Raw genomic sequence first — 12,634 nt, 5'->3', positions numbered from 1 at the left:
GCCGGGTGGGCGTGGTGGGTGCCACCTTTGGTTCGCAGTGGTTGGGGGGGGGAAGGAGCAAAAGGCGTGCGAACCAAGGTTCGCACCCACCAGAATCAGGCAGCGGCCGGCATTACCGCTTGAGCTGGCGCTTCAGGGTGGCATCCAGGGTGATCGGCCGGTCCCAGTGCTGGTAGCTGGCCACGATGGCATGGCGCACGGCGCGGTAATGCAGGTTGTCCGGCTTGGTCGGCATGCGCTTCACCACCGCTTCCCAGCCGCCCTCCGGGTCCTGGCTGAAGGCGCGCACGCTGTCGCGGCAGGTCTGGTCGCTGGCCTTGGCCCAGAAGCAGGCGAAGTAGATGTCCCCGGCCTGCCAGCCATGGGTGGTGAACAGCGCGCTGATGTAGCCGCGCGGCACGCCGGCATAGCGCGACACCTCATCGAGGAAGGCGTCCGGGTAGCGTTCGGCGTAGTGGTTGATGTCCTGCAGCTGGGCATCGACCCAGCTGTCACCGGTTTCCACCTCGTAGGCTGCCGAACGCTCGGCGGTCTGCTGGGCCAGCACGGTGGCCGGCACCAGCAGCAGGGACAACAACAGCGCGCGCAGTCGGAGGTTCATGCCCCGATTCTGCCGCAGCCGCCGGGCCCTGTCAGGCCGCCGCAGCGGCCTTGGCCTCGATCGCCGCCAATGCGGCCGGCCAATCGTGGGCGGTGTCGGCGGTGACCATGCGCGGTTCGTCGTCGGCCACGCCGTGCTGGGTCTCGTGGGCCCAGGTCACTGCGTACGGCGTATGCACGCCCCAGCCGCCCAGGGTCACCACCGGCTCGATGTCCGAGCGCAGCGAGTTGCCGACCATCACGAAGCGCTGCATCGGCAGGTCGAATTCGGCCAACACGCGGGCGTAGGTTTCCGGGTCTTTCTCGGAAACGATCTCGATGCGCGGGAACAGCTCGGCCAGGTTGGCGACCTTGATCTTGGCTTCCTGGTGGAACAGATCGCCCTTGGTGATCAGCACTACCGGGTAGTGCTCGGCGATGGCCGCCACGGCTTCGCGCACACCGTCGATCAGCTCGACCGGATGGCGCAGGGTGTCGTGGCCGATCTCCAGGATGCGCTGGATATCCTTGGCCTCGATGCGCTGGCCGGTGATGTCGATGGCCGCTTCGATCATCGACAGGGTCATGCTCTTCACGCCGTAGCCGAAGGTACCCAGATGGCGCTGCTGCACTTCCAGCAGGTGACGCGCGGTCTGGGTGTCATGCACGTCGACGTAGCGCGACAGCAGGTCAAGATAATCCTGCTCGGCCTTGCGGTAGTAGTCCTCGCTCTTCCACAGCGTATCGTCACCGTCAAAACCGACCAGGCCGATGGCGCGCGACGGCGCAGGCGTGGGGGTATTCATCGGCCAAGGATACAGGGGCGGCGATGACGAGAAAAACCCGGGCGGCCGCAGCCGCCCGGGTCCCCATGCACCGGTCTTCCCGAATCAGGCGTCGATCAGCGGCCCTGCGCCGTGCCGGCACCTGCACCGGCCTGCTGCGCGGCCACGTAGGCCTTGTACTCATCCGCGCTCAGTTCGCCGTCCTTGTTGGTATCGGCCTGGTCGAACACCTGGGCGAGGCCGGCATTCACCTGCGCCTCGGTCTTGCTGATGGTGCCGTTGCCATCGGTATCGATGCTGGCCCAGGTCTGGCCACCGCCATTGGCCTGCGCCGAAGCCGCTGCGGCCGCATTGGTCGCCTGGTCAGCCGCCTGCCCTGCCTGTGCCGCCGACTGCTGCGCCTGCGCGGCCTCATTCTGTGCCTGCGCAGCCTGCTGCTTGGCCGACTGGGCCATCGCCGGAATGGCCAGCACGCTGCCGGCGGCGACGATCAGGGCGATCAGGGGCTTGCGGTTGCGAATAGTCATCAGGGGTGTCTCCTACCAATTGGGTGGTGTTGCGCGGCGTGTTGTCTCCGCACGGCACCTACCCTGCCACCGCCTTTCTGAATCGATTTTGCCCCGCGACCGGCGTCAACACGCACGATTAACCACTCACCTCCACGCATGCTTTAGCGCGGTGGTTAGCAGCAAGTGAGCAGCTCATAAGATGCGCATTCAGCGCTGCCGGATTTAACCGGCAGCGAACGAAAAACCTGCGTCAGTCGACGTTCTGCGCCGATGACCGCGAACTGAACACCACCCAGCCGAGGGCAACACCGGCGAGCGCGCCGGCGATTTCCAGCACCACGCGACTGCCGAGTTCGTTCGGGTCGTGGATGGTGGCGAGGAACAGGCGCGCGTACAGCGGCGATTCCAGCCGCACGATGCCCATGTAGAACAGCTTCCATGCATCGATGCCGGCGGAGATGATCACGGCGATGACACACGACCAGCCGATGGCGTGGCCGACCGTCCAGTGCAGAAGCCGGCACAGCTGCGACCACAGGAAGTACACCAGCAGCCCGACCAGCAGCGCGATGGCGCCGGCCTCGAGGGTGCCGAGCAGGCCGAAGTGCAGGGGAAGGTTCATCGGGTGGGCTGGGATGAAGAGGCGGCCAGTGTAAGGGATCTGCCCCGGACACGATCCGGTAGCCACGGTAGATCCACGCCGTGCGTGGATGGATCTCCATCGAAATCGAATATCTCGACGATTGAACGAAAAGCATCCACGCTTGGCGTGGATCTACCGTGTCGACCAAGGTCGACACCTACCAACAGCAGCGACCCTCTGCCGATATCCCTACCGCACGGGGACGTCGTATGCGGTGCCCGGGTCCGGCTCGGGCTGCAGGGTGTAGTGCCACCACTCCTGCGGATAGTTGGCGAAGCCCCGCCGCGCCATCGCGCGCACCAGCTGCTGGCGGTTCGCCTGCTGCGCATCGCTCAGCCCGCTCGTCTGGGTATGCGCGCGCGGGCCAAAGAAATCGAAATCTGTGCCCATGTCCAACGGCGCACATGCACCGCTGCGGCAATCCAGCAGGCCAAGATCAACCGTGGCTCCGCGACTGTGGCCGGAGCGCTCGGCGATGTAGCCGTCAGCCAGCAGCCGCGGCTTGTCCAGATCCGGGTACTGCAAAGCCTTGCGCGAGCGCTCGCGCGGGTCGTTCACCCAGGCCATGAAGGCCTGCACCGAGCGCACCGGGCGATAGCAGTCGTAGATCCGCAGGCCAAGCCCATCCGCGCGCAGGTCCTGTTCCACCTGCGCCAGCGCCTTCGCCACCGGCGCCAGCAGGTAGCAGGACGGCGCCTCGTAGCCCGGTACGCGCGCGCCGGTGAAGTTGTTGGCGCCGGCGTAGCGGATGTCCATGTCGATGCCTGGCGACAACGTGCGGATCTCCACCAATCCGGCGCTGGCCGCATCGGTGGCCGGTGAAACACGCGGCGGCTCAGCGGCGCTGGCGCTCGCTGCCAGCGCAGTCGCCAGTACGAGTGAAATGCAGGTCCTGGAAGTCATAGCTGAAGTCGATGTCCGGGTAGATGGCGCGCAGGTCCAGTGTTGGTGCCGGGCCCTCGCCCGGCTGCAGCCACGCCTGCGCCTCGTCACCCAGCGTATCCCAGCGCAGCAGCCAGCGCCCCTGCAGCTGCAGCACTGCTCCCTGCAGTCGGGGCGACCTGTCCACGCTGAAACGCAGGCCGTCCTTGCCCGGGCACAGCGAGGCCGGGCCCAGCCACGGATCCATGTAGCGGCCCTGCGAGCGCTGCAGATCGGAAGCCGTGAGTCGCTGTGCATCCGAAGTCACAGGTCGCTGATGCCCGGTTGCCGCACGAGCGGCCTGGTCCGCCTGCAGTTCGGCCAGGTACGCCATCGCCGGACGCGCATCGTCGGGTGTGGTGAAGCGCTTCAGCGCGGCCTGCATCAGCGCGGTACGCGCATCCTCACCTTCACCATTGATCAGCATCACCACACCCACCTTGCGGTCGGGCAGCAGCGCCAGCGACGAGTACATGCCCGACAGCGTGCCGGTATGCGCTACCTTCCACTGCCCGTCCATGTCCGACACACGCCACCCATAGCCATAGCCGTAGAAATGCGCGTTGTCCCAGCGCCGCTGGCGTTCACCCAACGGCATCGGCATGTGCAGGGTCCACAGCGTGCGCCGCTGCTCGCTGCCCAGCCAGTCCGGCACCAGCGCAGGATCCAGCAGCACCTGCATCCAGCGCGTCATGTCGCGCAGTGAACAGCGGATGCCGCCTGCCGCCATCGAGGTCAGGTCCGGGCTGATCGCACCGTCTGCGTTCACGACCTCATGGCGATCACCGCGCCAGGCGTGCGGCTGCGCCACGTTGCCCACGCGCTTCACTGACCATGCCCCTACCTGGCAGCGCGCCATGCCGAGTGGTTCGAACACCTGTTCGCGCATCAACTGGTCGTACGGCTTGCCAGCGGCCGCAGCGGCCACCTCACCGGCCACCACATACATCAGGTTGTCGTAGGCATAACGGCTGCGGAAACTGCTGACCGGCTTCAGGTGTGCCAGCCCGGCGATGATGTCGGCACGGGAGAACGTGTTCGGTTCCGGCCACAGCATCAGGTCACCGGCGCCCAGGCCGAGACCGCTGTTGTGGATCAGCAGGTCGCGCACCTGCATCTGCTGCCCCACCCATGCATCGTGCATGCGGAATTCCGGCAGATGGCGCTGCACCGGATCGTCCCAGCGCAGCCTGCCCTGCTGCACCAGCCGCGCCAGCAGCGCGGCGGTCATCGCCTTGCTGTTGGAGGCGATCTTGAACAGCGTGTCCTCGTCGATGCGGTCGCCATCACCACGCTTACCTTCAGCGTGGCGATAGACCACCTGTCCGTTCTCGACCACCGCCACCGCAAGCCCGGGGAGATGTTCGGCGCGAACCACGGCGGCGACATCGGCATCAATTGAAGCGGTGTCGATCGCCGATGCGGAGGGTGCGGCCAGTGCCGCTGCGAGGATCAGCAGATGATGCATGCACGCTTCCCTTCCAATGCCCGCGCCGCCCACACGGACGGCACGGGATGCAGCCTCAGAAATTCCAGGTCACCACCAACTGTGTATAGCGCGGAGCCTGCCAGCGCGTCCCGGTGGCGAACGTCGCCTCGCGGTACTGGCCGGGCTGCGCTTCATAGCGCTGGTGCACGTTGATGGTCTTCTGATTGTTGAACAGGTTGTAGACCGACAGCCGTGCGCTGAGGTCGATGCCCTCCACCGGCAAACGCCACGTCACATTGGCGCCCATGGTCCACGTCCATGGCAGGCGACCGAACGCGCCGCGCGGACTGTACTCGAACTGTCGCTGGTTGTATGGGCCGGAGCAGTTGGCCACGCACAGCCAACCGGTGCCACCGCCACTACCTTCACTGGAAGTACTGCCACCGGCGATGGAGTCGTTTGGCCACATCACGCCATACGCAGTGATCGGGCCGCCGGACTGCACCTGCAACGTGGTGCCGAAGGACCATTGCTTGTTCAGTGCGTACGCAGCTCGCAGCTTGAACTGGTGGCGGAAGTCGTTGAACAGTACGCCGTAGCGCTCGTTGGTGGCGGGGTGGTCCCAGAACTGGACCATGCCGGTATCACCGTAGTTGGTATCGGAGTTCACTGGTCCTTCGAAGTTGCCTTCACTCTTCGACCACAGGTAGGACGCGTTGAACATCCACTTCTCGTCCCATGCACGGTCGATCTGGAGCTCCAGCGCCTTGTAGGTGCGCTTGGGCTTGGAGTAACCGATCACCTCGCCGCTGCCGCCCTTGCGATAGCCGCTGTTGGCGGTATCGATGGTGATCCAGCCTTCGTTGGCGCAGCCGATGCTCTTGTCGCCCCAGATTGTCAGGCTCTCGCCCGGGTTGGCAATCGGCCACAGCGTGCTCGGGGTCGGGCCGCACGGGGTGTAGTTGATGCGGATGTCATCCAGCGCACGGGTCATCCGTCGATAGGTGGCGTTGACGCCCCAGGACCACGCCTGGTTGATCATGTTCTGGAAGCCCAGGATGTACTCGTCCTGGTAGACCGCCTTGAGATCGCGGTCCACGCTCTGGCGCAGGTCGGCACCGCCGGTGTTCATGCGGGTGTCGGTCGGCCCGATCTGCTGGCCGACGATCGGTGCCATGTACGGCGAGCCTGTCGGCGAGGTCTTCTGTTCCCAGCCATTGAGCACGTAGTAGCTGTATTCGTCGGTGAGACCACCGGCGAAGTTCACGTTGATGTTGTTGGTAACCGGCAGGTAGTAGCGGCCGGCGTTGCCGAACAGCTTGGTGCTGCCATCACCGCGCATGTCCCACGAGAAGCCCACACGCGGCGCGATCAGGTCGTCCATCTTGATGAACGCCTTGCCGGCGGCGGTGCGGTTTTCGAAACGGTCCCAGCGCACGCCGAGGTTGAGCATCAGGTTCGGAGTGATGTTCCAGATGTCTTCCACGTAGAAGGCATTGGCTTCAGTCTCGAACGTGCCTCCCGACTTGCGGTTGCGCGCACGCAGCATTTCGGTAACGCCTGCTGGCACGTAGGCATTGGCACCGTCCCAGACTTCATCGCCAGGTCGCGCTACGTAGGCCGTGTAGCTCAACTCGGTCGGACCGGGGTAGCGGGTGGATTGCTTTGTGGTCATCAGCTCACGGTCGACACCGAAGCGCAGCAGGTGATCACCCAGCTGCCATTCGAAGTCCAGTCGCGCCACGTCACGGGTATCGTCACGCTCGGCCACTGCCGTGCCGGTGGGGTGGCAGCCTGCGCGCAGGCCCTGCAGCTTGCCCAGCCGCGGGCCGTAGGTGCTGTCGGTGAACACCGGGCTGCAGGCCTGGTCCAGCGACGAATTGGTGAACGCACGCTGGTTGTTCTGGCCGACCATGGCGCGGGCGGTGAAGTTCTGGCCGAAGTGGCCGGTATAGGTGGCCGACCAGTTGCGACCACCCGTCTCGGTGACCGAATCACCGCCCCATGCACCGAGCTGGTCTGCGTTCCAGTTGTAGCCATACGAGGCGTTGGTGACGTCACCTTCGTCGGAGAACGCCAGCAGCGCCAGGCTGTGGTTGTCGTTGATGTTCCAGTCCAGCTTGGTGCCCCAGAAGCCGTTGCCGGAATCATTCTTGAACCAGGTACTGCCATCGGACGAGGTGTTGTGTCCTTTGTCACTGCGGTCTTCGTACATCGCGAACAGGAACAGCTTGTCCTTGATGATCGGGCCGGATCCCCACACGTTGGTCTTCAGGAAGGAGTTGTTGTCGCGGCTGCCATACGAATGCGGGGTTCCATCACGATGGAAGTGGTCGCCGCCGCTCGAGCGCCATGCACTGGGTTCAGCGGTGACTTCCACGCCGCCTTCGAACTCGTTGCTGCCCGAACGGGTCACCGCATTGATCACGCCACCGGTGGAGCGGCCGAACTCGACCGAGTATCCGCCGGTCTTGACCTGAAATTCCTTGAAGAAGGCGAACGGCGCGGTACTGAAGCCGCGACGGGTGTACATGTCGGTGACATTCAGGCCATTGATGAAGACGGCATTTTCAGCCACCGACGAACCGGCGAAGGACAAGCCACCAAACGACGAGTTGCCGCCGACCACGCCAGGCGCCATCAGTGCGACCGCAGACAGGTCCTGCGCTACCGGAAGGCGCGAGATTTCCTGTCGATTGATGTTGAAGGATGTTTCGGTGGAATAGACATCCACGCGATTGACCACGCGTGTGCCGACCACCTGCAGTGCATCGAGATTGGTGACGCCGCCGCCGCTTGCCAGATTGACCGTGGTGGTGCCGCCGATCGCGACGCTGACAGCAACCTGATCACCCAGCTTCTGGCCATCACGGCTGAGCTGCAACTGGTAGTCGCCCACCGGTAGCTGGCCCAGGCGATAGCTGCCATCAGCACCGACCGTGACAGAGCGGGTCAGGCCCGTGCTGTTGCTGACCACGGTCACCTGATCACCGGCGGTGGCGCGGCCCGCCACCGCGCCGCTCACGTTCTGCGCCATTGCGGTGCCGGGCAGTATCACGCCCAGACACGCCCCGAGGGCGACGCACAACGCCGCCCGCTTGATGCTGTAAGCCTTCATCCCCTGCTCTCTCCTGCAAGAATTGAATGGTGTGGAATGCGATGTATCGCGCTAGCGTTGCCTGGCTGGCAGTACCCGCCACTGGAAGTCGTAGCTCCATTGGTCGAAGTACAGGTTGCCGCCTGTCCACTCGGCCTCGCCGCGCTGCGAGTCGACCGTTTCCGAGCGGAAGTGCTGCTTGGCCGGCACGAAGGGCTGGCCGAAATCATCGTTGAAGGCAATGCGGTAGCCGTCGAGGCCACCCAGATAGAAATCGCGCAGAGCAGGCACATCGCTGGCAAGCGCGCCGGTGGTCACGTCCATCGGCAGCCAGCCGTACGGCGCAAGGTAGACCTGCCCCCAGTCATGCAGGTTGTTGTAGCCGCTGCCATCGTCGGAGAACACCATGCCCGACTGCCAGCGCGCGGGAATGCCATTCATGCGCAGCAACGTGATCAGCAACAGGGTCTGTTGGCCGCAGTCGGCATGGCCGGCGCGCAATGCGTAATCACTGATGTTGCTGAGCGTGGAGTATTCGCGCGCACCGGCCCACGGAATGCGATCGACCGCAGCAAACAGCTTGCGCACCACTTCATACGGGCGCGTCTCGCCCTGCAGCACCTGGTCGGAGAACAGCTTCAATGCCGGCGTGAAGCGCACATGTGGCAGCTGCTCGGCCAGATAGGGCTTCAGTGCGGGATCATTCGGTGTGGCCCGCACCTTCGCCGGATCGATCGCGGTATGCCGGGCCAGGATCGTGACCGCGTAGCGGACCTCGAAGCGCGTCGGCTGTCCCGCCACCGCCTTGGCTTCCAGATAGGCGGTGCGCTGCTGAGTGCTGGCCGGTGCCACGCGCGCCCTGCCAGGGGTGCTGCCCAACCACTGCACGCGTTCCTGTTGGCCAGGAATTTCGCGCGGGTATGGAATCCAGGCGCGCACGGTTTCGCCGGCCGGGACGGCATCGGCTTTCACTGTGAGCGACTGGGTGAATTCAATGCGCTGCGGCAGTACCGACGCCTGGCCACTCTGTTCGGCTGCGGCAAGCACGCGTGCGTGGTGCGCGTTGAGCACCTCGTTCGGTCCCGGCGGTGACATCGGTGCATCCGCGCGCCGGCGTGCGCGAGCCTCATCGCTGAGCAGGAACAGGTTCGACGGTGCGCGCTTGAAATACCAACGCGTGCCATCGATGTCGAGGTGTTCGATCAGTCCAAGCTGGTCCCAGCGCGCGAATTCCTCGTCGGTCAGGTCGGGAATCCAGCGACGCACGGCAGACTTGGCGGCGGTTTCGTCGAGGGAAAAATCCAGGCGGATGCGGCGCATGCGTTCTTCCTGAAACGCGATGTCGTCGAAACTGACGCCAGGCTCCGCCGCGTCGGCGGCCGACCAGGTGTTCAGTTCGCTGTCAGCTTCAAAGAACCTTCCCGCATCGATCATCTGCACGACACGCGCAAACTGGATGGCCGAGGGCGGCGGCTCCGCTCCCGCCGACCACGCCCACAGCAGCAGCGCGGCACTCAGGCCGGCGGCGGCAGACAGACGCGGTTTGCGAACGGCAGACTCCACAGCGACACTTCCCCAGCGCGGGTGGTAACGGCTGTGTAACACGGGCCGGGATGTCGGTCAATAATTTATTCTTGCTTTCGACGCCAAAAGGAATAAATATTCCAACAGGCATTCGAGGAGGGTGTGCAGCGCATGATCCTGGCTTCCCGCGAACCGCGCCGGCACTGGCCGCGTCGGTTGACCCTGGCCCTGTGCCTGCTGGCCGCACCGGCCTTTGCACAGGCAGCACTGCTGCCCGACCCGGGCGCACCGCTCCCCTATGTGATCGGCCTGCACGAGGCCTACCTCACCCCGCAGTACTGGGCCGCGCGCCTGGACAACGCCGATGCGCCGATTCTGGATCGCGCGCAGATCGCGGCACAGAACGCGCGGATGCGAGCGCAGGACAGCCATATCCAGGACATCGCCGCACTGTCCGCCCAGCTTGATGCGGCGACGGTGCGCGCCAGCATCGCCGCGCTGTCGAGCTGGCCCACACGTGCCCTCTACAACGACAAGGGCCAGGCGATCGCGCCCGCTTTGCGCAGCGCGATCGAAGCCAACCTCGGCCTCGATGCGATTCCCCCCCAGACGGCACCGGCCTACGGGCTGGTGGTGAAGCGCGCGGCACTGCGCACCTTCCCCACCCGCGAGCGCGTCTTCAGCACCGTCGGCGACACCGACATCGACCGCTTCCAGGAATCGGCACTGTTCCCCGGTGACAAGGTCGCCGTGGTCCATCGCAGTGCCGACGGCCGCTGGCTGTTCGTGCACAGCGAGCGCTACAGCGCATGGATCGAGGCCGACGTCATCGCCAGCGGCGACAAGTCCACGGTGCTCGGCTACGGCGTCAAAGGCCCGTACCGGATCGTCACCGGTGCCACCGCGCAGACCGCCTACACCCCGGAAGAACCGCGCGTCTCGCGTCTGCAGCTGGACATGGGCGTGCGCCTGCCGGTACTGGCCGACTGGCCGGCCGCCGAACCGGTGAACGGCCAGCAGGCGCATGCCTCGTGGGTGGTGCAGTTGCCGGTACGCGAGGCCGATGGTCGGTTGAAGCTGATGCCGGCGCTGCTGCCACGTTCGCAGGACACCGCCGCCGACTACCTGCCACTGACGCCGCGCCTGCTGCTGCAGCAGGCCTTCAAATTCCTCGGCGAGCGCTACGGCTGGGGCCACGACTACGACACCCGCGACTGCAGCGGTTTCGTATCCGAGATCTACCGCAGCTTCGGCGTGCTGTTGCCACGCAATACCAGCGCGCAGGCGGTCAGTCCGGCGCTGGATCGCCTGCCATTCACCGGCAATGACGGTAAGGCGGTGCGCGACCGCGCCGTCACCAACCTGCAGGTGGGCGACCTGGTCTACATCCCCGGCCACGTGATGATGGCCATCGGCCACGTAGACGGCCGCACCTGGGTCATCCACGATACCGCGGGCGGCAGCTGGTTCGGTGCCGACGGCACGCGCGTGCAGGCCCATCTCAATGGTGTTTCGGTCACGCCGCTGGAGCCGATGATGGCCAGCGATACCGTCCGCTACATCGACCGCATCACCAACATCCAGCGCCTGCGGGCCAAGACTCCTGAATGAAGATCACTGCCATTGAACTGGGCATGCTGCGCGTGCCGTTGAAGACACCGTTCAAGACCGCCCTGCGCACGGTGGAGACCGTGGAAGACGTGGTGGTGCTGATCCGCACCGATACCGGCAACACCGGCTACGGTGAAGCCCCGGCCACCGCAGTGATCACCGGCGATACGCACGGCTCGATCATCGAAGCAATCCGCCACTTCATCGCGCCGCGCCTGATCGGCCAGGACGTGGTCAACCTCAACCGCCTGTGTGGGCTGGTGCAGACGGCCATGGAGCGCAACACCAGCGCCAAGGCCGCGGTGGAGATCGCGCTGTACGACCTGTGGGCGCAGCTGCACAGCGCACCGCTGTACCAGATGCTCGGTGGTGGCGACCCGGTGATCACCACCGACATCACCATCAGCGTGGACTACATCGACAAGATGGTGGCCGACTCGCTGTCGGCGATCGAACGCGGCTTCGAGTCGCTGAAGATCAAGGTCGGCAAGGACATCGGCCTTGACATCGAACGGGTCAAGGCGATCCACGCCGCTGTGGAAGGCCGCGCTCTGCTTCGCCTGGATGCCAACCAGGGCTGGACCGCCAAGCAGGCGGTGCACGCCATGCGCACGCTGGAGGAAGCGGGCGTGGTGCTGGAACTGCTGGAGCAACCGGTAAAGGCCGCTGACATCAGCGGCCTGAAGTACGTCACCGACCGCGTCAACACGCCGGTGATGGCCGACGAAAGCGTGTTCAGCCCGAGCCAGGTGATGGACCTGATCCAGCAGCGCGCGGCCGACATCATCAACATCAAGCTGATGAAGACCGGCGGCCTGTCCAACGCGATCCGCATCGCCGACATCGCCGGCATCTACGGCGTGCCGTGCATGATCGGCTGCATGATCGAGTCCAGCATCAGCGTGGCTGCCGCCGTGCATCTGGCCGTGGCCAAGAGCGATGTGATCACCAAGGTCGACCTGGACGGCCCCTCGCTGGGCCAGTTCGACCCGGTCAGCGGCGGCGTGCATTTCAACGAGTCGGAGATCAGCATCAGCGACGTACCAGGATTGGGCATCACCGAAGTGCGGGGGCTGGAGATGCTGGGTTGATCTCTGCCTTGCGGCTGACGCTGCGTGCCACTGACGTTGCGTCGCGCGTTACTTTTCTTTTCGCGAAAAGAAAAGTAACCAAAAGAAACGCTCCGCCATCCGCGAGCCGACGTGCTGCGCACGCCGGTGCCCTGCGCTCCTCGGTCCGTCGAGAGACGGCGCGGAACTCGCTGCGCTCAAACACCCGCGCCTCTTCGCCCTCGCCGGACCTGCGGTGCTCGGCTCGCTACAAGGCGGACTCAACGTCCAAAGCAACAGCTGCACCCAGTAAATCCATGCCACGCGTGGATGCACCCGCTCTTGCTTCTGCCCTACCCCGTAACCCCTTCGCGGCTGGCACGCGCGCGATGTGTCCTGGGTCGGGGGGGGGGGGGGGGGGGGGGGGGGGGGGCCCCGGGGGGGGGGGGGGGGGCCGGGCGGGGGGGGGGGGGGGGCCCCCCCCCCC

The 12,634-nt window shown here is 65.3% G+C and carries 10 protein-coding genes; 2 read left to right on the top strand and 8 right to left on the bottom strand.

What is annotated here, in order from left to right:
* Positions 1-112 precede the first annotated feature (112 nt).
* The 8 genes from ACJ7C5_RS17600 to ACJ7C5_RS17565 form a co-directional block, all read right to left on the bottom strand.
* On the bottom strand, positions 113-601 hold the full coding sequence (locus ACJ7C5_RS17600) for a hypothetical protein (protein WP_412704641.1): 489 nt from the start codon (positions 599-601) through the stop codon (positions 113-115).
* Between the two features lie 31 nt (positions 602-632).
* Positions 633-1,385: an HAD family hydrolase gene (locus ACJ7C5_RS17595; RefSeq protein ID WP_094000600.1), complete on the bottom strand. Its 753-nt coding sequence runs from the start codon at positions 1,383-1,385 to the stop codon at positions 633-635.
* A gap of 95 nt (positions 1,386-1,480) precedes the next feature.
* Complete coding sequence (locus ACJ7C5_RS17590) at positions 1,481-1,891, bottom strand: EF-hand domain-containing protein (protein ID WP_097048504.1); 411 nt, start codon at positions 1,889-1,891, stop codon at positions 1,481-1,483.
* A 232-nt stretch (positions 1,892-2,123) separates the two neighbouring features.
* On the bottom strand, positions 2,124-2,495 hold the full coding sequence (locus ACJ7C5_RS17585; RefSeq protein ID WP_032968343.1) for a hypothetical protein: 372 nt from the start codon (positions 2,493-2,495) through the stop codon (positions 2,124-2,126).
* Positions 2,496-2,705: 210 nt separating this feature from the next.
* Positions 2,706-3,419: a M15 family metallopeptidase gene (locus ACJ7C5_RS17580; protein ID WP_412704640.1), complete on the bottom strand. Its 714-nt coding sequence runs from the start codon at positions 3,417-3,419 to the stop codon at positions 2,706-2,708.
* Positions 3,352-4,905, bottom strand: a complete 1,554-nt coding sequence (locus tag ACJ7C5_RS17575; RefSeq protein WP_412704639.1) for a serine hydrolase domain-containing protein — start codon at positions 4,903-4,905, stop codon at positions 3,352-3,354. The genes ACJ7C5_RS17580 and ACJ7C5_RS17575 overlap by 68 nt, the downstream gene beginning before the upstream one ends.
* 55 nt (positions 4,906-4,960) lie before the next feature.
* Positions 4,961-7,984, bottom strand: a complete 3,024-nt coding sequence (locus ACJ7C5_RS17570; protein WP_412704638.1) for a TonB-dependent receptor — start codon at positions 7,982-7,984, stop codon at positions 4,961-4,963.
* Positions 7,985-8,035: 51 nt separating this feature from the next.
* On the bottom strand, positions 8,036-9,526 hold the full coding sequence (locus ACJ7C5_RS17565) for a transglutaminase-like domain-containing protein (RefSeq protein ID WP_412704637.1): 1,491 nt from the start codon (positions 9,524-9,526) through the stop codon (positions 8,036-8,038).
* A gap of 132 nt (positions 9,527-9,658) precedes the next feature.
* Here ACJ7C5_RS17565 and ACJ7C5_RS17560 point away from each other — a divergent pair, with 132 nt between their 5' ends.
* Positions 9,659-11,098 carry a C40 family peptidase gene (locus ACJ7C5_RS17560; RefSeq protein ID WP_412704636.1) on the top strand — a complete coding sequence of 480 codons (1,440 nt, stop codon included), beginning with the start codon at positions 9,659-9,661 and terminating at the stop codon, positions 11,096-11,098.
* A complete protein-coding gene (locus ACJ7C5_RS17555; RefSeq protein WP_412704635.1) occupies positions 11,095-12,189 on the top strand; it encodes a dipeptide epimerase in 1,095 nt (364 codons plus the stop codon). Before ACJ7C5_RS17560 ends, ACJ7C5_RS17555 begins: the two co-directional genes overlap by 4 nt.
* Positions 12,190-12,634: the final 445 nt, after the last annotated feature.

Origin of the sequence: Nocardiopsis yanglingensis (genome assembly GCF_045809185.1) — a bacterium.
GTDB lineage: Bacteria > Pseudomonadota > Gammaproteobacteria > Xanthomonadales > Xanthomonadaceae > Stenotrophomonas > Stenotrophomonas yanglingensis.
This window is presented reverse-complemented; position numbering and strand designations above follow the sequence as displayed.

What these genes read in the sequence shown, in the direction of transcription:
- ACJ7C5_RS17585 (WP_032968343.1), bottom strand. Translation starts at nt 2,495, where the DNA reads ATGAACCTTCCCCTGCACTTCGGCCTGCTCGGCACCCTCGAGGCCGGC.
- ACJ7C5_RS17595 (WP_094000600.1), bottom strand. Translation starts at nt 1,385, where the DNA reads ATGAATACCCCCACGCCTGCGCCGTCGCGCGCCATCGGCCTGGTCGGT.
- ACJ7C5_RS17555 (WP_412704635.1), top strand. Translation starts at nt 11,095, where the DNA reads ATGAAGATCACTGCCATTGAACTGGGCATGCTGCGCGTGCCGTTGAAG.
- ACJ7C5_RS17560 (WP_412704636.1), top strand. Translation starts at nt 9,659, where the DNA reads ATGATCCTGGCTTCCCGCGAACCGCGCCGGCACTGGCCGCGTCGGTTG.
- ACJ7C5_RS17600 (WP_412704641.1), bottom strand. Translation starts at nt 601, where the DNA reads ATGAACCTCCGACTGCGCGCGCTGTTGTTGTCCCTGCTGCTGGTGCCG.
- ACJ7C5_RS17570 (WP_412704638.1), bottom strand. Translation starts at nt 7,984, where the DNA reads ATGAAGGCTTACAGCATCAAGCGGGCGGCGTTGTGCGTCGCCCTCGGG.
- ACJ7C5_RS17590 (WP_097048504.1), bottom strand. Translation starts at nt 1,891, where the DNA reads ATGACTATTCGCAACCGCAAGCCCCTGATCGCCCTGATCGTCGCCGCC.
- ACJ7C5_RS17580 (WP_412704640.1), bottom strand. Translation starts at nt 3,419, where the DNA reads ATGACTTCCAGGACCTGCATTTCACTCGTACTGGCGACTGCGCTGGCA.
- ACJ7C5_RS17575 (WP_412704639.1), bottom strand. Translation starts at nt 4,905, where the DNA reads ATGCATCATCTGCTGATCCTCGCAGCGGCACTGGCCGCACCCTCCGCA.